19 protein-coding genes and 1 pseudogene are annotated in these 19,590 nt (G+C 72.1%); 8 read left to right on the top strand and 12 right to left on the bottom strand.

Annotated elements, in window-relative coordinates:
- Positions 1 to 20: 20 nt before the first annotated feature.
- Positions 21 to 134: pseudogene (locus AB0903_RS20290) on the bottom strand (3-ketoacyl-ACP reductase); the annotation flags it as partial.
- A gap of 206 nt (positions 135 to 340) precedes the next feature.
- Here AB0903_RS20290 and AB0903_RS20285 point away from each other — a divergent pair.
- From AB0903_RS20285 to AB0903_RS20275, 3 genes are read left to right on the top strand one after another with little or no spacing between them, the layout of a single operon-like run.
- Complete coding sequence (locus AB0903_RS20285) at positions 341 to 787, top strand: hypothetical protein (protein WP_366704643.1); 447 nt, start codon at positions 341 to 343, stop codon at positions 785 to 787.
- Entirely contained in the window at positions 787 to 2,961 is a 2,175-nt protein-coding gene (locus AB0903_RS20280; RefSeq protein ID WP_366704641.1) for a hypothetical protein, read from the top strand. The genes AB0903_RS20285 and AB0903_RS20280 overlap by 1 nt, the downstream gene beginning before the upstream one ends.
- A 25-nt stretch (positions 2,962 to 2,986) precedes the next feature.
- Entirely contained in the window at positions 2,987 to 3,709 is a 723-nt protein-coding gene (locus AB0903_RS20275; protein WP_366704639.1) for a hypothetical protein, read from the top strand.
- Between the two features lie 39 nt (positions 3,710 to 3,748).
- Here the strand turns inward: AB0903_RS20275 and AB0903_RS20270 are convergent, their stop codons facing one another.
- Complete coding sequence (locus tag AB0903_RS20270; RefSeq protein WP_366704637.1) at positions 3,749 to 4,246, bottom strand: rhodanese-like domain-containing protein; 498 nt, start codon at positions 4,244 to 4,246, stop codon at positions 3,749 to 3,751.
- Positions 4,247 to 4,340: 94 nt separating this feature from the next.
- Here AB0903_RS20270 and AB0903_RS20265 point away from each other — a divergent pair, with 94 nt between their 5' ends.
- Complete coding sequence (locus AB0903_RS20265) at positions 4,341 to 4,787, top strand: Lrp/AsnC family transcriptional regulator (RefSeq protein ID WP_366704635.1); 447 nt, start codon at positions 4,341 to 4,343, stop codon at positions 4,785 to 4,787.
- Here AB0903_RS20265 and AB0903_RS20260 read toward each other — a convergent pair.
- From AB0903_RS20260 to AB0903_RS20250, 3 genes are read right to left on the bottom strand one after another with little or no spacing between them, the layout of a single operon-like run.
- Entirely contained in the window at positions 4,777 to 7,929 is a 3,153-nt protein-coding gene (locus AB0903_RS20260) for an AAA family ATPase (protein ID WP_366704633.1), read from the bottom strand. The two genes, AB0903_RS20265 and AB0903_RS20260, sit on opposite strands and share 11 nt — an antisense overlap.
- Positions 7,926 to 9,092, bottom strand: coding sequence for an exonuclease SbcCD subunit D (locus tag AB0903_RS20255; protein WP_366704631.1), 1,167 nt, complete (start codon positions 9,090 to 9,092; stop codon positions 7,926 to 7,928). Before AB0903_RS20255 ends, AB0903_RS20260 begins: the two co-directional genes overlap by 4 nt.
- Positions 9,093 to 9,134: 42 nt before the next feature.
- Positions 9,135 to 9,761 (bottom strand): YigZ family protein, encoded by a 627-nt coding sequence (locus AB0903_RS20250; protein WP_366704629.1) that lies wholly within the window; start codon positions 9,759 to 9,761, stop codon positions 9,135 to 9,137.
- Positions 9,762 to 9,837: 76 nt separating this feature from the next.
- On the opposite strand from AB0903_RS20250, the gene AB0903_RS20245 reads away from it, so the two are divergent.
- On the top strand, positions 9,838 to 10,245 hold the full coding sequence (locus AB0903_RS20245) for a CoA-binding protein (RefSeq protein WP_366704627.1): 408 nt from the start codon (positions 9,838 to 9,840) through the stop codon (positions 10,243 to 10,245).
- A gap of 63 nt (positions 10,246 to 10,308) precedes the next feature.
- On the opposite strand, the gene AB0903_RS20240 is transcribed toward AB0903_RS20245, so the two are convergent.
- Positions 10,309 to 10,863 (bottom strand): YbaK/EbsC family protein, encoded by a 555-nt coding sequence (locus AB0903_RS20240; RefSeq protein WP_366704625.1) that lies wholly within the window; start codon positions 10,861 to 10,863, stop codon positions 10,309 to 10,311.
- A gap of 44 nt (positions 10,864 to 10,907) precedes the next feature.
- A complete protein-coding gene (locus tag AB0903_RS20235; protein WP_366704623.1) occupies positions 10,908 to 11,480 on the bottom strand; it encodes an XRE family transcriptional regulator in 573 nt (190 codons plus the stop codon).
- Positions 11,481 to 11,593: 113 nt separating this feature from the next.
- Here AB0903_RS20235 and AB0903_RS20230 point away from each other — a divergent pair, with 113 nt between their 5' ends.
- Entirely contained in the window at positions 11,594 to 12,460 is an 867-nt protein-coding gene (locus tag AB0903_RS20230; protein ID WP_366704621.1) for a DMT family transporter, read from the top strand.
- A gap of 123 nt (positions 12,461 to 12,583) precedes the next feature.
- Here AB0903_RS20230 and AB0903_RS20225 read toward each other — a convergent pair whose 3' ends face one another.
- Positions 12,584 to 13,363 carry an acyltransferase gene (locus tag AB0903_RS20225; protein ID WP_366704619.1) on the bottom strand — a complete coding sequence of 260 codons (780 nt, stop codon included), beginning with the start codon at positions 13,361 to 13,363 and terminating at the stop codon, positions 12,584 to 12,586.
- Positions 13,364 to 13,805: 442 nt separating this feature from the next.
- On the opposite strand from AB0903_RS20225, the gene AB0903_RS20220 reads away from it, so the two are divergent.
- Positions 13,806 to 14,339, top strand: coding sequence for a gamma carbonic anhydrase family protein (locus tag AB0903_RS20220; RefSeq protein ID WP_366704617.1), 534 nt, complete (start codon positions 13,806 to 13,808; stop codon positions 14,337 to 14,339).
- Positions 14,340 to 14,557: 218 nt separating this feature from the next.
- Here AB0903_RS20220 and AB0903_RS20215 read toward each other — a convergent pair whose 3' ends face one another.
- Complete coding sequence (locus tag AB0903_RS20215; RefSeq protein ID WP_356896889.1) at positions 14,558 to 15,010, bottom strand: DUF4442 domain-containing protein; 453 nt, start codon at positions 15,008 to 15,010, stop codon at positions 14,558 to 14,560.
- Positions 15,011 to 15,139: 129 nt separating this feature from the next.
- Here AB0903_RS20215 and AB0903_RS20210 point away from each other — a divergent pair, with 129 nt between their 5' ends.
- The gene (locus AB0903_RS20210; RefSeq protein ID WP_366704615.1) at positions 15,140 to 16,156 is read left to right on the top strand and encodes a hypothetical protein; all 1,017 of its coding nucleotides are present in this window, start codon (positions 15,140 to 15,142) and stop codon (positions 16,154 to 16,156) included.
- Positions 16,157 to 16,363: 207 nt separating this feature from the next.
- Here AB0903_RS20210 and AB0903_RS20205 read toward each other — a convergent pair whose 3' ends face one another.
- The 3 genes from AB0903_RS20205 to AB0903_RS20195 all read right to left on the bottom strand — a co-directional run bounded on the left by AB0903_RS20205 (position 16,364) and on the right by AB0903_RS20195 (position 19,571).
- Positions 16,364 to 17,209 (bottom strand): fused MFS/spermidine synthase, encoded by an 846-nt coding sequence (locus tag AB0903_RS20205; protein WP_366704613.1) that lies wholly within the window; start codon positions 17,207 to 17,209, stop codon positions 16,364 to 16,366.
- A gap of 96 nt (positions 17,210 to 17,305) precedes the next feature.
- On the bottom strand, positions 17,306 to 18,475 hold the full coding sequence (gene tuf / locus AB0903_RS20200) for an elongation factor Tu (protein WP_366704611.1): 1,170 nt from the start codon (positions 18,473 to 18,475) through the stop codon (positions 17,306 to 17,308).
- 385 nt (positions 18,476 to 18,860) lie between these two features.
- Entirely contained in the window at positions 18,861 to 19,571 is a 711-nt protein-coding gene (locus AB0903_RS20195; protein WP_366704609.1) for a DNA alkylation repair protein, read from the bottom strand.
- Positions 19,572 to 19,590: the final 19 nt, after the last annotated feature.

The raw sequence follows: 19,590 nt of genomic DNA, 5'->3' as shown, positions 1-19,590 counted from the left end.
CGCCACCCGCTCCCGCCCCGTCAGCGGCGGAAGCCGCCCTCCGAGTCGGTGACCTGGCCGGTGACCCGCTCCGCCTCGTCCGTGGCCGGCCAGGCGATCAGGCGCGCCGGATCGTCCGGCATCCCCCACCGGCCGGGAACACGCGAGTGCCAGACCGGTGCCCGCACGACCACTCCTCGGCCCGGCGTACGGATCGGCGCCCCGGATCGGGACCGGTTGCTCGGCTGTGGGCCTCAACACCCTGTGTAGAGTCGATCTTTGACGTGTCCCGGATGCCTTTCGGATTCTCGAGTGGAACGTCGATCTTTGTTTGTCCGTACGGGGGAAAGGAAGCCGCCAGATGGCGTGGGACGAATGGGAGCGGTTGAAGACCGACGCCAGCAGCCGAAGCTCCTCGCACATGCAGCTGAACCAGGTGCCGAGCGAAAGTGGTGGCGGCGGGCAGCAGGGTGACCTCAAGGTCAGCCAGCGGGACCTGGCCGCGGTCGGCGACGCCGCGTTCAAGCTGTTCACGGACCTCGGCCGCGACGGCCGCGACGCATGGTCCAGCAGCCAGGCCGCCGCCAAGGACCTCAAGACACAGGAGTTCGAGCTCGGAGGCGCCCTGGACGTGGTCCAGGAGCGGTGGGAGAAGTCGCTGACCACCCTGCTCGACGCCTGTGCTCACATCTCGAATCACATGGACTTCACGAAGAAGGCCCACGCGGGCGACGAGTACCACATCGCGTCCACGGTCAGCAGCATCGCCACCCTGGACAAGGGTTTTGACGAGGGAACGAAGCGCTGATGCACCTCGACGCACTCCGCCACGGCAACTTCTCGCTACTGAACACGGCGATCAGCGACTGGGGCAAGGTCGTCAAGAACCTGAAGGAACTGGAGAAGCGGGCGCGCGACGACATGAAGGCCAAGGCCGACAGGGCCAACTGGGCCGGAGTCAATGCCACCGTCTCGCGCGAGTTCATCTCCAAGTCGGCCGGTGAGTTCTCGGACGCCGTCACCCAGGCGACCTCCATTCACAACATCCTCAAGGACACGCACGACGAGCTCGTCGACTACCGGGACAAGCTCAAGCAGGCCCTGGACGACGGCTTCGAGAAGGACAGGCTCTCGGTCTACGGCGAAGTGGGTGGCACCTTCCGCATCATCGCGGCCGTGCACCCCGAGCCTCCTGGCACCGAGGAGAAGGCCACGGCCCTCAGGGACAGGATCCAGGTTCTCCTCAACCAGGCCACGACAAGCGACTCCACCGCCGCCCGTGCCCTGCGGGCGATAGCCGAACAGGCCGACTACGGCTTCTCCGGTGCCAAGCACGCCGACCGCGACTCCGCCGCCGACGCGCTGAAGAAGGCCGACGCCATGGCGAAGCTGGCCAAGGACGCGAAGAAGATGTCGCCCGAGGAGCTCGCCGAGTTCCAGCGGACCATGGCCAAGTACAAGAACGACGAGCTCTTCGCCGCCCAGTTCGCCGCCGAACTGGGCGGCAAGGAGACCCTGCAGTTCTGGAACGACCTCGCCGAGATCCACGCGGGCGCGAGGGGCGAGGAGCTCAAGCAGCTCCAGAGCATCCAGAAGGACCTGAGCATGACGCTCGCCACGGCCACGCTGTCCGACGCGGACGGCATGCAGGACTGGAAGAAGAAGGTCCTCGACGAGGCGACCACGGCCTTCCGGGCCAACCCCTCGGATCCGATGAGGCCGCACGGCGCCTTGGGCTACCAGGTCATGAGCAGCCTGATGCACCACGGCAAGTACGACGCCGAGTTCCTCGACGCCTACGGCAAGAAGCTCCTGAAGATGGACATGGCACCGGCCGGCAGCGTCGGCATGGGCACCAACGATCTCTGGAAGTCCGGAAACGTCACGGACCTCGTCTTCGGCCGCGACGACGGCCGCGACCCGCTGATCGGCTACATGAAGGCCCTGTCGCACAACCCCGAGGCCGCACTGGAGACCTTCGACGACAAGAAGGTCTTCGAGCACATGCTGGAGAGCACCCGGTACACCGACCGCGACGGTTCGGTGGCACACGCCCTCGAGGCGGCGGTGACGGGCTACGGGGACGGTGAGAAAACCACCGACATCCGGCCGCACAGCAGGGAGCAGGTCGCACTGATGCAGCAGGTCATGCACGCGGTCGCGCAGCCGGAGACCGGCGCCGATCTGGTGAACAAGGCCACGGGCGAGAGCTTCGGCGACATGGCGGCCGCCTACATGCCCGAGATCAGCCTGTCGGTCTCCGGCAAGGGAGCCGAGTCGATCTTCTGGACCAACAGTCAGGATCCCGATGGGCTCGACAAGCTGGATGTCACACGGTTCCTGTACGAGACGGCCAGGGACCCCGTGGGCCGCGCCGCGATCATCGTCGGGGAGAGCGTCTACACGGGGAGTTCCCTGGAAGCGCACATCGCCCGGCCGGAGATGTTCGACGGAAAGACGGAGGACGCGGTCAAGGCCATCGCCAGGAACGCCGGCATCATCGAGGGCATCGTCGGACATTCGGTCGCTGACGCCAAGATCGCCGGCGACCTGGAGGCCGAGAAGGACGCGAACACGGCCCTCAAGACCAAGGGCGATGTCGTCAAGTCCATCCTCGCCGCCGGTGTCGGCGTGGGCACCGTCGCCCTCGTGGGAACGGCACCGGCGGTGGCCGCGACCGCTGCCGCGGCCAGCGGCTTCTTCGGCGGAATCGCCGGTATGTCCGTCGACCGCCTCATCGACGCGCAGGAGATCGACGGCGCGCTGGACCATGCCCTGTACGACAGTGGAGGGCAGCTGAACGACTCCCTGGAGTCGGCCAACGTGCAGACACAGCAGAGCGCCGTCGACGCCATCGGCGAGCACGGTTCCGAGGAACTGACAGAAGATGCCACGCGAAACATGATCCGCGTGGCCCTTCAGGAAGGGTGGACCGACAGTGACGGCATGCTGGAGGACTCCCATGCCCGGCCGGCCGCGTAATTTCTGAGTGGATATGGGAAGCCTCATGCTGGCACGTCGAAAGAAGAACATCGTCACCACAGGAATCGGCTGCCTGGTGGTGATCGCGGCGGTATTGGGGTACCTGGAGATCTTCACCAAGGGGATCGACCGGCTGCCGCCCCGGCCGTGCGACGGTGCGGCGGACCGGGAGACGGCGGCGCGTGCTCTGCCCTCGGCTCGTTCGGCCGAGGAGCGGGGGAAACTCCGGCAGAACCGGTCGGACGGAAACTTCTTCTTCGGCTGTTACGTACGCACCAGCGGTGGCTCCGTCATCTCGGGAGAGGTGGAGTCCCGTGACGCGGCTCCCGGCCCGTGGCGTGACCACTACGCGGAGCAGGGGCACGTCGTGGACCCGGTCGATGTGTCGTCCGGCGACATCAGAGCCGTGGCGCACCCGGACCACGCGTACGTGTACGTCCCGTGCACCCCGCCCGGCAAGAAGCGGGGCGAGGCGCTGAACGCCTACGCGCTGACCGTCGACGCCCGGACCATCGGGGAGACCCGCGTCCAAGGCGACGAGTTGCGACAGGTCATCGTCGACTTCGCCTACCAGCTCGCCCGCCACACGTACAAGGCTGTCGACTGCCAGGAGTCGCGGGCCTTCCCCAAGGAGCTGCCCCGGCTCCCGGCGGCTGAGCGACGCGAGAGGCCCGGGACGGCAGACGTCCAAGGTCATCCCGTGGCGGGTTTTCCGGCGTACCCGAGTCATGCCCCCGGACGCCGCTGACCGCGGCCGGTCCCGCACGCGGCGACCCCGGGGCCGGGCTCAGCAGCCGCAGTCGTCCGCGTCGACGGGGGCGGTGAGCGGGTCGGCGTCGCGGGTGGTGCGGCCCTGCCAGGTGTCGTACGCGAAGCCCTCCCTGGCCCAGTACTCGAAGCCGCCGAGCATCTCCTTGACCTGGAAGCCCAGTTCGGCCAGAGCGAGCGCGGCGCGGGTCGCTCCATTGCAGCCGGGGCCCCAGCAGTAGGTGACGACCGGGACGGCCTTGTCGAGGAGTTGTCCGGCCTGTTCGGGGAGGAGGGCGGTCGGCAGGTGCACGGCGCCCGGGACGTGGCCCTGGTCCCAGGACTCGGTGGAGCGCGAGTCGAGGAGCACGAATCCGGGGTCCCCGGCGGCGAGCGCGGCGGCGACGTCGGAGACATCGGCGTGGAAGGCCAGGCTCGCGGCGAAGTGGGCCGCCGCTGCGGCCGGGGAGGCGGGCGGGACCCGCAGGACGGGGTTGGCGGCCCGCGCCGCGGTGGTGTCGCTCTGTGTCGTCGTCATGTCCGGAAATCTACGGCCGGCGACCGCGGCCGGGAAGCAGGAATTCCCGGCACACGGGTTGATCGGCCGGAGATTCCCCTGTTGTCTGTGGGGCATGACCGCGTATTCACCGGACGCCACCGACTGGCGCATTCTCCAGCTCCTGCAGACCCGGGGCAGGGCCGGCTTCACCGAACTGGCCAAGGCCGTCTCCATGTCGGCGAGCGCCGTCACGGAGCGCGTGCGGAGGCTAGAGGAGGCGGGCGTCATCCAGGGGTACTCGGCCGTCGTGGACCGGGAGCGGCTCGGGCTGCCGGTTCTCGCGTTCGTGCGGCTGCGCTATCCGAACGGCAACTACAAGCCGTTCCACGATCTGCTGGACGCGACGCCCGAGATACTCGAGGCCCACCATGTGACCGGCGACGACTGCTTCGTACTGAAGGTGGCGACCCGCTCCATGAGGCACCTCGAGGAGGTGTCGGGAAGGATCGGCGCCCTCGGTTCCGTGACGACGAGCGTCGTGTACTCCTCGCCCCTTCCGCACCGTCCGATCAGTCGCTGAGCGGTCCGCCCGCCCGTAGTCGCACTTCGGAGCCGTTCCGGCCCTTGACGACCTCCAGTTGCGCGGGGATGCGGCGGCGCAGGTCGCCGACGTGGCTGACGATGCCGACGCTGCGGTCCCGTTCACGCAGCGAGTCGAGGACGTCGAGCACCTCGTCGAGGGTCTGGTCGTCGAGGCTGCCGAAGCCCTCGTCGATGAAGAGGGTGTCGAGCCGCACGCCTCCCGCCTCGTCGGTCACCACGTCGGCGAGGCCCAGCGCGAGGGCGAGCGAGGCGAAGAACGTCTCGCCGCCCGACAGCGTCGCCGTGTCGCGTTCCCTGCCGGTCCAGGCGTCGACGACATGCAGTCCGAGACCGGCCCGTTTCCCGCCGGCGCGGGCGTCGGAGTGGACGAGCGTGTACCGGCCGGAGGACATGCGCCGCAGCCGTACGGTGGCGGCCGCCGCGACCTGTTCCAGACGGGCCGCGAGCACGTACGACTCGAGACGCATCTTGCGTTCGTTGTCGGCGGAGGTGCCCGCGGTGAGGGCGGCGAGACCGGCGAACCGGTCGTACTCCTCACGGAGCGGGCCGAGGCGGCGGGTCTCCTGTGCGGCTTCCCCGGACAGCCGGTCGAGTTCGGCGCAGCGGGCACGTGCCGCGTCGAGCGCGGAGGCGGCGTCGCGCAGGGCGCGTTCGGCGGCGTCGTGGACGGCGCGGGCCGTGTCGGGCGCGGCGGGCGGGAGGCCGGCAGCGGCGCGGGTGTCGTCCTCCGCGAGCCGGTCGGCGACGGCGGCCGCCTCCGCCAGCCAGGCGTCGACACGGTGCTGGACGTCGCGCTGTTCGGCGTCGGTCAGGAGCGCGGCGGCCGCCTCCTCCGGCGTGCGGAACCCGGCGCGGAACGCGGCGTCGGCGAGCCGGTCGTCGGCCTCCTTCAGCCGCAGGGCGGTGCTGTCGACGGCGCGTACGGCGTCCGCCGCGGCCGCCAGCAGGCCGATCTGCTGATCGAGCAGCGCGGCGCGTTCCGCGACGCTGCGGGCACCGCCGCGGGCCCGGCTCACGTCGCTTTCGAGGGTGGCGAGTTCCTGGTCGAGCGTCTCCCGCCGGGAGGTGCGCGCGGCGCCACGCCGCTCGGCCCCCTGCCGGGCCTCGATCCGCTCCTCGTATTCGCGTTCGGCGCGGGCGAGTGCCTCACGGGCCCCGTGGATGCCGACGGCGAGGGCGCGGGCGCCTGCGTGCTCACGCTCCAGGTCCTCGACGTTCCGGAGCAGTCCGGCGACGGTGGGGTCCGCTGCGGACCGGGGTCCGGGCACGGCGGGGCCGGGCTGTTCCGTGGCGGTCCCGGCTCTCTGCGCGTGCAGGGCGGTCCTGTCGGCGGCGGCGACGCGTGCGGTGTCGCCGTGCGGCGCGGTCACGGTGGTTGGGTCCGCTCCGCGGGCTCTCGCGGCCGCCGCCGCGTGGGACTCGTCGAGCACGGCGAGATCCCGCTCTGCCTCCGCCCTGGCCTGCTCCGCGCGGGCGTGCTCCTCGTAGGCGGCGTCCTCGGCGGCGCGGTCCACATGGCCGGCGCCGGGGCGGGCGGGTGCCGGATGTTCCTCGGAGCCGCAGACCGCGCAGGCCCGGCCGGGGGCCAGCGCGGCGGCCAATTCGGCGGCGATGCCGTGGAGTCGGCGCTCCTTGAGGTCGAGCCAGGCCGCCTTGGCCTCGTTGGTCCGGTCGTGGAGGGTGCGCAGCCGCTGTGCCGCCCGCTCGGCGCGGGCGGCCAGGTCGTCGCGCTCCCGGGCGGCGCGCAGCCGCTCGCGGGCCGGTTCGAGCCGGCCGGCGAGGTGCTCCGCGCGGGTCGCGGCCTCCTGCGCGGCCGTGATCCGCTCCTGGTGGTCGCGGCGGAGGCCGTCCCATTGGGCCAGCCAGGCCGCCGCCTCGTCGAGGATGTCGTCGTCCGCCAGCGCCTGCCGGTCGAGCTCGGCGAGTTCGCGGGTGATGCCGGCGGCGCGGATCTCGGCCCGCCGGGCGGCGTCGAGGCCGCCGGACTCCTCGCGCAGCGCCCGCTCCGCGGCGGTGAGCCGGTCCGCTCCGGCGTCGGTGAACTCCGCCGGAAGCCCGGCACGGGTGCGCTCGCGTTCCCGGGCCGCGTCCCGGTGCTCGCGCTCTGCGGCGTCGCGCACGCGCAGCGCCGGCTCGACGAGTGCGGCCTTGCGGGCCCGTTCCAGCCGGGTCCGCAGCGTCTCCTGCTCCGCCCGCCGCGCTTCGACGGCCTGGGAGCGCCTGAGGGCGTCCGCGTGGCGCCGCTGGAGCCGGTCCCGTGCCTGTGCCTCTTCCAGGTCCCGCCGGGCCGTGGCGCGGCGGCTCTCGGCGGCGGCCAGCCGGTGCTCGGCGATGCCGAGCCGTTCGCGGGCTCCGGTGCGGGCGACCGCCGCCCACTGAAGGACGGCGGCGGCGAGCCCGGCGTCGCCGGGCTGCTGTTCGGGGCGTGGCCGCTCAGCCGCCGGGCCGGCGGCCTGCTCGATCCGGTGCGCGACGGCGAGCAGCCGTTCGTCCCCGGTCTTCACCTGCTGTTCGGCTGCGCGCCGCAGGTCGGCGAGGCGGTCCTCGACGGCGGCGAAGCGTCGGGTGTCGAAGAGCCGTCCGAGGAGTTTTCCGCGGGCCTCCGCGTCGGCCCGCAGGAAGCGCGCGAAGTCTCCCTGGGGCAGGAGCACGACCTGACAGAACTGCTCGCGGCTCATCCCCAGCAGCTGGGTGATCTCCTCACCGATCTCCTGGTGGGACGTGCTGAGCGCCTGCCATTCGCCGGTCGCGGCGTCGTACTCGCGCAGTGTGCTGCGCGCCCTCTCCTTGACGAAACCCTCGCCGCGCTTCTTGGGGCGGGGCTGTTCCGGGCGCCGGCCGACCTCCAGCCGGCGCCCGGCGACGGTCAGTTCGAGCCGGACCTCGGTGGGTGTGCCGGTCTGCGCGTGGTCACTGCGCAGCGACGCCCCGGGGCTCTGGCGGGCGCCCGGCACCGCTCCGTACAGCGCGAAGCAGACGGCGTCGAGCACGGACGTCTTGCCGGCTCCGGTCGGCCCGTGAAGCAGGAAGATGCCGGAGCTGGCGAGGGCGTCGAAGTCGATGTCCTGGGTGGTGGCGAACGGGCCGAAGGCGGTGACGGCCAAGGTGTGCAGTCTCACCGGGCCACCTCACGCACACCGGCGTCGACGCGTACGTCCTCGAACGCGGTGCGCAGCACGGCGCGCTCGCCGTCGTCGGGGCCGTTGCCGCAGCGGACGTGGGCGACGAAGTCCTCGGCGATCTGCTGGTCGCTGCGCCCGCGCAGCCGTTGTGCGTACGTGGCGGTGGTGTCCTGCGCCGCCCGTCCCGGGTCGAAGACGAGGTGCAGGGTGTGCGGGAACCGCGCGGTCAGCCGGGCCATCGGGTCGGCCGGCCGCACGGCGTCGGTGAGGGTCGCCTCGACGAACGACTCCGCGTGGCGGTCGAGCGCCGGGTCCTCGAGCAGTTCCTCGAGCGTGCCGCGCAGCCGGGCCAGGGGACGGGGCACCGGGCAGTCGACCCGCTCGGCGGTGACGGCTCCGGCCGCGTCGAGGTCGACGATCCACATCGTCTTGCGGTGGTCGGTCTCGGAGAACGAGTAGGCGAGCGGGGATCCGGAGTATCTGACCCGGTCGGTGATGGTCTGGCAGCCGTGCAGGTGTCCGAGGGCCGCGTAGTCCACGCCGTGGAAGACGCCGGAGGGCACGGCGGCGACGCCGCCGACGGTGATGTCCCGTTCGCTGTCGCTCGTCTCGCCGCCGACGACGAAGGCGTGGGCGAGCACGACGGACCGGGTGCCGGGTCCACGTGCGGCAAGGTCGGCCCGCACCCGATCCATGGCTGCGGCGAGGACCGTCTCGTGCGCGGTCTTCTCCGTCTGGAACTCGGCTCTGACCAGCGCCGGTTCGAGGTAGGGCAGCCCGTAGCAGGCGACCGGGCCGTGTTCGTCGGAGAGCAGCACGGGGGTGCCACAGCCTCCCGGGTCGGTGCGCAGATGGATACCGGCCCGCTCGATGAGGCCCGCGCCGACGCCGAGCCGGCGCGCCGAGTCGTGGTTGCCGGAGATCATCACCGTCGGCACGCCGGCGTCGGCGAGCCGGTGCAGGGCCTCGTCGAACAGTGCCACGGCGGCGAGCGGCGGCACAGCCCGGTCGTACACGTCTCCCGCGACGAGCACCGCGTCCACGTCCCGTTCACACGCCGTCGCCACCAGGTGGTCGAGGAACACGGCCTGGGCGTCGAGCATGCTCACCCGGTGGAACGACCGTCCCAGGTGCCAGTCCGACGTGTGCAGGAGTCTCATGATCGGTGAGCGTATCGGTGGGGTCGGACAGTGCGGGCGGCTTCACGCATCCCCGTACGCCTCGCCCCCGAGTTCCAGCCGCGCCGTGCCCGCGGTGGCGTCGGCCAGCCACCCCCGGAAGGCGTCGACGTCGGAGTCCGGCAGCCCGATCCCGATCCGGACGGCGTCCGCGTACACGACCTCGCGCACCTGACGGCCCGTCGCCCGCAGATCGTTCTCCAGCTTCCCGGCCCGTTGGTGGTCGACGGTGACGGTGGCGAGCCGGAACCGTGTGCGGGTGATGGTGCCGACCGTGTCCAGGGCCTCGCCGACGGCTCCCCCGTACGCCCTGATCAGCCCCCCGGCGCCGAGCTTGGCGCCGCCGTAGTACCGGGTGACGACGGCGACGGTGTACCGGATCTCGCGCCGCATCAGCATCTGGAGCATGGGCACGCCGGCGGTGCCGCCGGGTTCCCCGTCGTCGCTCGCCTTCTGCACGGCGGCGTCGGCGCCGACGACGTACGCGAAGCAGTTGTGGGTGGCGGCCGGGTGCTCCTTGCGGATGCGGGCGACGAACGCCTGCGCCTCCTCCTCGGTGGCGGCGGGGGCGAGCGCGCAGATGAAGCGCGATCGGTTGACCTCGGTCTCATGGGCGCCCTCGCCGGCGACCGTCCGGTACTGCTCCTGCATCCCGCCACCCTATGCGCCGCCCGGAGCGCGAAACCCCGCGGGGGAATCCGCCGGGCCCGCGGCCCGTTGTCCCGGCATGTACGCAGACGCAGAGACGATCCGCAGGATTCTGACGGCCACGGGTGACACCTGGGCGGTGGTCGGCCTGTCCCACAACGAGGCGCGGGCGGCATACGGCGTCGCCGACGTGCTCCAGCGCTACGGCAAGCGCATCGTGCCGGTCCATCCGAAGGCAGAGACAGTCCACGGCGAGCAGGGGTACGCCAGTCTCGCCGACATCCCCTTCGAGGTCGACGTCGTGGACGTGTTCGTGAACTCGGGGCTGGCCGGTCAGGTGGCCGACGAGGCCGTGGCCGTCGGCGCGAAGGCGGTGTGGTTCCAGCTCGGTGTGATCGACGAGGCGGCGTACGAGCGCACCCGGGCGGCCGGTCTGGACATGGTCATGGACCGGTGTCCGGCGATCGAGATCCCGCGGCTGGGCTGAGGCCGCCGAGGGGGCCACGGCGGACTGGACGTCCGCGGTGGGCCCGCGCCCCCGGCGGGGGCCTCAGACGCCGAGGCCCTCGACCACCACCGCACCGGGCAGGGCGACGAACGCCTTGCCCGGCACGATCAGCTTGCCGCGCCTGCGGCCGCTGCCGACGAGGACCCATTCTGTGTCGACGACGGCCGGGTCGACCAGCAGCGGCCAGTCGGCGGGCAGGCCGATGGGCGTGATGCCGCCGTACTCCATGCCGCTGTCACCGGTCGCGGTGTCCATCGACGCGAAAGAAGCCTTGCGCGCGCCGAGTTGCCTGCGCACGGCGCCGTTGACGTCGACGCGGGCGTGGGACAGGACGAGGCATGCGGCGAGCGTGGTCCCGCCGCCGCGCTTGCCCGCCACGACGACGCAGTTCGCCGACTGCTCGAGCAGTTCGCGTCCGTGGTGCTCGACGAAGACGGCGGTGTCGGCGATCTCCGGGTCGGTGTCGACGTAGACGAGCTGATCGGCGGGGACGTCACCGCGCCAGGCGCGGACGGCAGCGGCGACGGGCTCGACGAGCCGGTCGAGGCAGTCGGGTGCGGGGGTGGCATCGTCGAAGTTCCCGATGGGTGCGCGCATGTGCCGCACGCTAACACCGCCGCGCGCGGCCGCGGTCGTGCGTCTCAGCGGACGGGCGGGACGGAGACCGCCATCATCACTTCGACGACGTCTTCGCCGTCGTTGCGGTAGGCGTGCGGGGCGTTCGCCTCGAAGGTGGCGGAGGTGCCGGCCGGTACGGGGTGGGCCTGCCCGTCGACGACGAGGGTCAGTTCCCCGGCGGTCACGTGCAGCAGTTCCGTCGTGCCGTCCGGGTGGGGATCGGAGGCACTCTCGTCGCCGGGCATCAGCCGCCACGACCACAGCTCCAGCGGACCGCCGCGCTCGTTGCCCACGAGGAGCGTGGTGGAGCTCCCGCTGGAGGTGGACCACATCCGGACGGCCTGCTCCGGCGGGACCAGCCGGACCTGCGGGCCCTGCTCGTAGTCGAGAAGCGTGGTGATGCTCACGCCGAGGGCATCGGCGAGCTTGACCGTGGTGCCCACGCTGGGGTTGGTGCGTGCCTGCTCGATCTGGATGATCATGCCGCGGCTGACCCCGGAGCGGGCGGCGAGGGCGTCCAGGGTGAGCCCTCGCTCGCCGCGCCAGTGCTTGAGGTTCCGGGCGAGCGACCGGGTGAGCTGGTCGAGGTCCGACACATTCCGTCCAGGATTCCGGCGCCGTCCAATATATTGGATGACGGAGTCTAATACAGTGCACTACGGTGTGGTGCACCGAATGGTTCATCACACTGTACTGCGAGGGCCCCCGTATGACCGCACTCTTCGCCCTGGCCACCAGCCTGCTCTGGGGCCTGGCCGACTTCGGCGGCGGGCTGCTCACCCGGCGTACGCCCGCTCTCACCGTGGTCGTCGCCTCCCAGACCGTCGCCGTGGTGGTGCTCGGCGCGATCGTCGTGGCGACCGGCGGCTTCTCGGAGGCCGGACCACGGCTCTGGTACGCGGTGGCGGCCGGAGCCGTGGGACCGGTGGCGATGCTCTGCTTCTACAAGGCGCTCGCGCTCGGCCCCATGGGCGTGGTCTCGCCCCTCGGATCCCTGGGCGTCGCCGTGCCCGTCGGCGTCGGCCTGCTGCTGGGCGAGCGGCCCGGTCTGCTGCAGTTCGCGGGCATCGCGGTGGCCGTGGCCGGCATCGTCCTGGCGGGCGGCCCGGAGCTGCGCGGCGCGCCGGTGCGGCGGCAGGCCGTGTTGCTGACGCTGGTCGCGGCCTTCGGATTCGGTGCCGTACTGGCCCTCATCGCAGAGGCGTCGACCACGCTCACCGGGCTGTTCCTCGCGCTGTTCGTCCAGCGCGTCACCAACGTCGCCGTCGGCGGCGCGGCCCTGTACGTGTCGGTGAAGCGCGGTGGCCGGGCGCTGCCCGAGGACGGCGGCGCGCGCACCGTGCTGCGCTCGCTGCCGGCACTCGCCTTCGTCGGCCTCGCCGACGTCGCCGCGAACGGGACGTACTCGATCGCCGCGCAGACAGGGCCCGTCACCGTGGCCGCGGTACTGGCGAACCTCTACCCGGTCGTGACCGTCCTCGCGGCGCTGATGGTCCTCAAGGAGCGGCTGCGCAGCGTGCAGGCGGCGGGCGCCGGACTGGCGCTGGTGGGCACGGTCCTGCTGGCGAGCGGCTGACCGGCGCTCCTCGGATCAGCGCCGCCGGGGTCAACGCTTCTCGAGTCAGTGCTCCTCGGATCTGCGCCCCCAGTCGAGTCAGGGCCCCTCGGATCAACGCTCCTCGGATCAGCGCTCATCAGGTCAGCGCTCCTCGAGACCGGCCCGGGCGTCGGCCGGCTCCGACAGTTCCTCGTCCAACTCCGCGAGCGCGCGGAGCTGCTCGGGAGTGACCCCTGCGGGGATCGGCACCGGCGCGGGCGTACGCAGCGGCGGCTGCCAGCCGCCCTCCTCGTCCCAGCGCCGTACGACCCGGGCGGGCGCGCCGGCCACCACCGAGTGGTCGGGCACCTCCCCCCGTACGACCGCCCCCGCCGCCACCACGACGTTGCGGCCCAGCCGGGCCCCGGGGAGGATCACCGCACCCGTGCCCAGCCAGCAGCCCGGCCCGATCTCCACCGGGTCCGTGCGCGGCCACTGTCTGCCGACCGGTTCGTGCGGATCGTCGTAACTGTGGTTGGTGGAAGTGATGTAGACGTACGGACCGCAGTACGTGTCCGAGCCGATGGACACGCGGGTGTCGGCGATGACATGGCTGCCACGGCCCAGGACCACACCGTCGCCGAGGGTCAGCACGGTGTCGGAACCGAGGTCCAGGCCCGGCATCATTCCGGCGGTGAGGGTCACCTGCTCGGCGATGATGCAATGGGCGCCGAGCTCGATCCACGGTTCGCCGAAGACCGTGCCCTGGGGAAAGGCCAGCCGCGTGCCGGTGCCGATCCGCCGGAACCGCAGCCGCCCGGGACGATCGGCCGTGACGGCCCCCGCGTCCTGCACCCATTGCCACACGCGGTGTACGGCACGCGTGAGCACCCGGCGGCGCCAGGCGGCCGCGGGCGACGGGGTGTTCCTGCTCTTCGGCACCCACCCACGGTAGTCGGCCGCACCCGGCGCGAAGGCGATGACGTGCTGTGACGTTCACCCCAAGTACCCCTCGGACCCGGGCCCCCGCCGCCGTGCCGTGCGCCGGACGGGCCGGCCCCCGACCCGGTGAAGCACACGGACAGGCAGGCCGGGCCCCGCGTGACACCCCCTCATCAAACCGTACGAAGCCGTCGGCGGGACGCAGGTCGGCATGGTGTCCAGCGGCTGGTCGGCCCCGGCCTCGGCCCCGGCGACCGGTCTCCTCCGGCAACAGGCTGTGTCCGCGGTGCCGTTGAGCTGCCGTCGGGGCGGGAGGGGCGGCGAGGACGGCGCAGGGCACCCGGCCGCAGCGCGCACCCGTACCCCCTGCCGACGGCGCCCGGCCCCGGGGCATACGGTGCAGGAGGGCGCGAGTGACCGGCGGATTCGACAGGGAGACGGCATGACGGAGCGGGCACTGGTGGCGGGTGTGGGCGGCAGGGAACCCCAAGTCGATCCGGAGGCGTTCGCCGCGCCGACGTCGGTGGTGATGGGGGAGGTCACGCTCCACGCCGGCGTGAGCGTCTGGTACCAGACGGTGCTGCGCGCCGACTGCGGGCCGATCGTGATCGGCACCGGCAGCAACATCCAGGACAACTGCACGGTCCACAGCGATCCGGGGTTCCCCGTGACCGTCGGGGAACACGTCTCGATCGGCCACAACGCGATCCTCCACGGCTGCACAGTGGAGGACGACGTCCTCATCGGCATGGGCGCCACCGTCCTCAACGGTGCACACATAGGCGCGGGCTCGCTGATCGCGGCGCAGGCCCTGGTCCCGCAGGGCATGCAGGTGCCGCCGGGCTCACTGGTCGCGGGTGTGCCGGCGAAGGTACGGCGCGGGTTGACGCAGGAGGAGCAGGACGGCATCAAGCTCAACGCGGCCGTCTACCTGGATCTGGCCGCGCAGCACCGCGACGCACACAAGGAAAACTGAGGGCCGCCGCGCGGCCCTGCTGCCGACGGCGCCACCCGGTCCCGCCGCGCGGCCTCGCTGCCGGCTGCGGCACCCGTCGAGTCACCCGCACGCGCCGGGGCAGCGCACGGGTGCCGTATCTGCACAGCGCGCCCGCAACCGGGCCGCGTCGCCGTGTGTACGCAAGGGCCGTCCCGTCACCCCGGGGGTAACGGGACGGCCGGCCCTTCGGCCACTGCTCAGCTGTTGGGGCGCAGGGTCCAGACGATGTGCATCTCGCCGGTCACGGCGCCGTCGGCGCGCTGGATGGCGACCGTCACGGGGAACTCGGGGCGCTCGCCCGCGTCCAGTTCCTTCACGACGTCCGCGACGGGGCGGCCGAGCGTCGCGGTCGCGGTGAGAACACCCTTCGCGAGCTTCTTGTAGCTGGTCTCCGCCTTGACCGGCAGCGGTACGGCGCGGCCGAGCTGGTCCCCGAAGGCGGCGAGGACGACGGCGCCGCTCGCGGACTCGGCCAGGGTGAACATCGCTCCGGCGTGGGGCCCGCCGACGTGGTTGTGGTACTCGGGGTCGTCGGGCAGGCGGAGCACCGCTCGCTCGGGCGTGGTCTCCAGGTACTCCAGCTTGAGGGTCCTGACCATGGGAACGGTGGCGGTAAGCAACTCGCCGATGGACATCTGCTCTGCGCTCATGACGCGATGTTACCCATGAGTAGAAGCGCTTGACCATCCCCTCTGCCACCCCCTCGGCCCGCCCCCCTCCGGCGGCCCGGTGGGGGCCGGACGTAGAAGTGCCGGACCCGCACCTCTATCGTTCTCGCCATGTGGCCAGGACAGCAGCCGCCCGGGGGCGAGCAGAACCCGCAGGACCAGAACCCGTACCAGCAGCCGGGGTACCAGCAGCCGAATCCCTATCAGCAGCCGGGATACCAGCAGCCCAACCCGTACCAGCAGCCGACCGCGCCGCAGTACGCCGTGCCCGGCCAGATGCCGGGGGCGCCGCAGCCGCCCCGCGACGAGAAGAAGAAGACGACGATCGTCGCGATCGTCGCCGCCACGGCCGTGGTCGCGACCGCGGTCGTGACCGGATTCGTCGTGCTGCCCGACGACGAGAAGACGTCCGGCAAGGGCGGCGACGCCGCGGCCTCGAAGCCGGCCGAGCCGGAGAAGTCGGAGTCGTCCTCCGAGGCACCCGCTCCCCCACCGACGGGGAAGCCGCGCGGCGCTGAGGCCGAGCCCACCATCGCCGGCTGGAAGGTCGTCACCAACCCCAAGCACGGGACCCAGTTCGACGTGCCCGCGGAGTGGGAGGTCTCCAGCTCCGGCACGGCCACCGGCTTCGAGGACGAGAAGGAAGGCGACGGCTCGCCCGTCGTCGTCATGTCCGCCCCGGCCCACCTCAAGAGCAAGTGGTGCGTCATCGACACCGACAAGGACGGCCGGGAAGAGGACTACGGCCTGGCCAGCACCGGCACCAAGGGCGGCAAGGGTGCCAAGAACACGGCGGAGGCCGCCTACAACGAGGCCGGCAACTGGGCCTGGGCCGCCTACGCCCAGACCGAGCCGAAGGGCACGGTCAAGATCACCAAGGCCCAGGACTACACGACGACGTCCGGCCTCAAGGGCAGCGTCTCCACGGCCACGGCCAAGGGCGTCAAGAAGGAGAACAAGTGCGAGACCGACGGTAAGTCGGTCGCGTTCAGCTTCAAGAACGCGAAGGGGGACTTCGCCAGCTGGGTGCTGTACTCCAACACCGGTGTGCCGGACGAGGTGCCCGACGCGACGATCCAGAAGATCCTCGGCACGGTGCGACTGGCCGGCGGCTCGTCCACGGGCTGACGTTCCGGGACCCCGCCCCCGGACCCGCGCCTCACACTCCTCCACGGCCAGGCAGCCGTGGGAGGTATCCGCGGCGAGGCAGATTTCGTGGAGCGAAATCCGGCCCGCCCGGCGATTGAGGGCACGGCCGAAGGCCGTACGGGTCCGGGGCTTGCCCCGGTTGCGGGAAGGGGCGGGGAGGGAAAGACCTGCACACGCCCGCACCCCTCAACCCACCGTGAACGCCCCCTCCGGCGGCTCCGGCGACGCCGTCGCCGAGGCGTCGTCGACCGGCGACGCATCACCCCGTAGCCGCGCCACCGCGCGGCCCTCCTCGACCCGCGCCGGAAACGCGTCGGACGCCGCCCGCCGCGCCAGGGCCCCCGTGTCGAGCGGGGCCTGCGACGCGAGCAGGACCGCGTTGCCGAAGCGGCGCCCCCGCAGCACCGACGGTTCCGCGATCAGCGCCAGCTCCGCGAACACCTCCGCGAAGGTGGCCAGTTGCGAGCGGAGGAAGCTGAACGGCGCGCCGTCCGCGAGGTTCGCCGCGTAGACGCCGTCCGGCCGCAGCACCCGCTCGGCGGCCCGCGCGTAGGCGACGGTGGTGAGGTGCGCCGGGACCCGTGAGCCGCCGAAGACGTCGGCGACGATCAGGTCCACGGAGTCCGGGGCCGCGCCCTCGACCCACGTACGGGCGTCGGCACGGTGCACGGTGACGCCCGAGCCGTCCGGCAGCGGCAGATGCTCCGCGACGAGCGCGACAAGCCCGGCGTCGGCCTCGACGACGTCCTGCCGCGACCGGGGTCGGGTCGCGGCCACGTAGCGGGGCAGGGTGAGCGCGCCGCCTCCGAGGTGCAGTACGGACAGCGGCGCCCCTTCCTCGGCTGCACAGTCGACGACATGGCCGAGCCTGCGCACGTACTCGAATTCGAGGTGCGCGGGATCGTCGAGGTCGACGTACGACTGCGGCGCGCCGTCGACGGTCAGCAGCCAGGCGCGCTCACGGTCCACGTCGGGCATGAGCTTGGCGGTGCCGCCGTCGACGGCGCGCAGGACGGGGTGTGGCTCGTTCACCGGCCCATTGTCCCGCCCCGCGCTCCGCCGCCGCAGCCACCGCGACCCCCAGGGCCACGGACACGGCGACCTCCACAGCCGCAGCCGTTGCAGCCCTTACAGCACGGACGTCACCGTACCGGCGCCCACCGTGCGCCCGCCCTCGCGGATCGCGAAGCCGAGCCCCGGCTCCAGCGGTATGTCCCGGCCGAGCTCGACGGTCAGACCGACCGTGTCGCCGGGCCGTGCCACGCCCGCCTCGCCGAGGTCGATGTCCCCGACGACGTCCGCGGTCCGGATGTGGAACTGCGGCCGGTAGCCGGTGGACACCGGCGTGGCACGGCCGCCCTCGCGCGCGGAGAGCACATGGACCTGCGCCGTGAAGCGCCGGCTCGGCACGACGCTGCCGGGCGCGGCGACCACATGACCGCGGCGCACCTGGTCGCGGTGGACGCCGCGCAGAAGCACCGCCACGTTGTCCCCCGCCTCCGCCGACTCCATCGGCCTGCCGAAGGTCTCCAGACCGGTCACCACCGTCTCGGTGTCCGCGCCGAGCACCTGGACCCGGTCGCCGACGCGCACGGTGCCCCGCTCGACGGCTCCGGTGACGACGGTTCCGCGACCGGTGATGGTCAGGACGTTCTCCACCGGGAGCAGGAACGGCGCGTCGGTGTACCTGACGGGCATCGGCACATACGTGTCGACGGCGTCGAGCAGCGCCTCGATCGCGGCGGTCCAGTTCGGGTCGCCCTCGAGCGCCCGCAGCCCCGAGACCCGCACCACCGGCACGGCGTCGCCGCCGTAGCCGTGCGCGGTCAGGAGGTCGCGGACCTCGAGCTCCACGAGGTCGGTCAGCTCGTCGTCGCCCGCGTCGGCCTTGTTGAGGGCGACGACGATGTGGTCGACGCCGACCTGGCGGGCGAGCAGTACGTGCTCCGCGGTCTGCGGCATGACGCCGTCGAGCGCGGAGACGACGAGGATCGCCCCGTCGAGCTGCGCGGCGCCGGTGACCATGTTCTTGACGTAGTCGGCATGACCCGGCATGTCCACGTGGGCGTAGTGGCGGGTGTCGGTCTCGTACTCGACGTGCGCGATGTTGATGGTGATGCCGCGACTGGCCTCCTCCGGCGCCCGGTCGATCCGGTCGAACGGCACGAATGTGCCGCTCCCGCGCTCGCTGAGGACCTTGGTGATGGCAGCGGTCAGCGTGGTCTTGCCGTGGTCGACGTGGCCCATGGTGCCGATGTTGAGGTGTGGCTTCGTCCGCACGTATGCCGTCTTGGGCATGACGAGGTCGTTCCTTCCCGGAACTCGGAATGTGTCGGGACCCCTGGGTCTGTCCGACCCTCCCCCTGCGGGGTCCGCGGACGATCCGGGAAGGGTCAGCTTCGGGCGCCGTCGAAGGGCGCCGCGGCGGCATCGGCCGCGCCGGCTTCGGCCCTGGCAGAAGCAACGGAAACGGGACCGGCTGCGGCGGTCACGACAGCACCGGCTGCGGGTGAGGCGGCAGCCTTCGGCGCGTCCGCGACTGCGGACGGCGCTGCGAGGAAGGCGTACCGGAACATGCGTCGATGATCGCCCCGGGCCCCATACGGAGTCGAACGGTTTTCCGGCGACCGACGGTCGGGCGGTTCTGCGGCGACCGACGGTCGGGCGGGGCGCACCCGCCGCGTCACAGATGCTTGAGCGCCTCGCGCACCGACAGCGGGGACAGCCGCTCGCGTGCCCCGTCGACGAAGTCCCGTACAGCGTCGGGATCCGTCCTGGCGTACTCCCGCAGCGCCCAGCCGATGGCCTTGCGGATGAAGAAGCCCGGGTGGTCCGCCCTCAGGAGGCAGTATCGGAACAGCCTTTCGCCGTCCGTCTCCTCTCGGAAGCGCAGTTGGTGGAGGAGCGCCGTGCGAGCGACCCATTCGTCCTCGTCGTCGATCCATGCGTCCATGACGGACGCGAGCGCCGGATCGGCGGCCACCAGCGGTCCGACGACGTGCACGGCGAGCACGTCGACGGTGTCCCACCACGACACGGTCGTGATCAGCCGGTGCGCCACGGGCAGAAAGCCGGAGGAGCAGCGGCCGACGTGGCGGCGCAGATAGTCGGCGGCGAAGTAGTGGTACTCGCGCTCGGGCAGCGCCCAGCAGCGCAGCGCGACGGCCGTGCAGTCCGCCTCGCCGGGCCGGGGCGTGCCGGCGAGGACCGTACGGGACAGGGCCCGGCGTGCGGGCGTGGGGATGCCGAGGAACGGGGCGACGCCCTTCATGTACGCGGCGGCCTGCGCGGCCCTGGCCTCGTCCGCCGCGGCCGGATACACGGCGACGAGCCGTTCCATGACGGTGTCGGCGAGATCGCTGCGCGGTACGGCGTGCGGTGCGACGTGCGTCATACGGCACACGTTACGGCGA

Origin of the sequence: Streptomyces sp. NPDC048389 (genome assembly GCF_040706335.1) — a bacterium.
Taxonomy (GTDB): domain Bacteria; phylum Actinomycetota; class Actinomycetes; order Streptomycetales; family Streptomycetaceae; genus Streptomyces.
The sequence above is the reverse complement of the archived record's forward strand: the minus strand, read 5'-3'. Positions and strand labels throughout refer to the sequence as shown.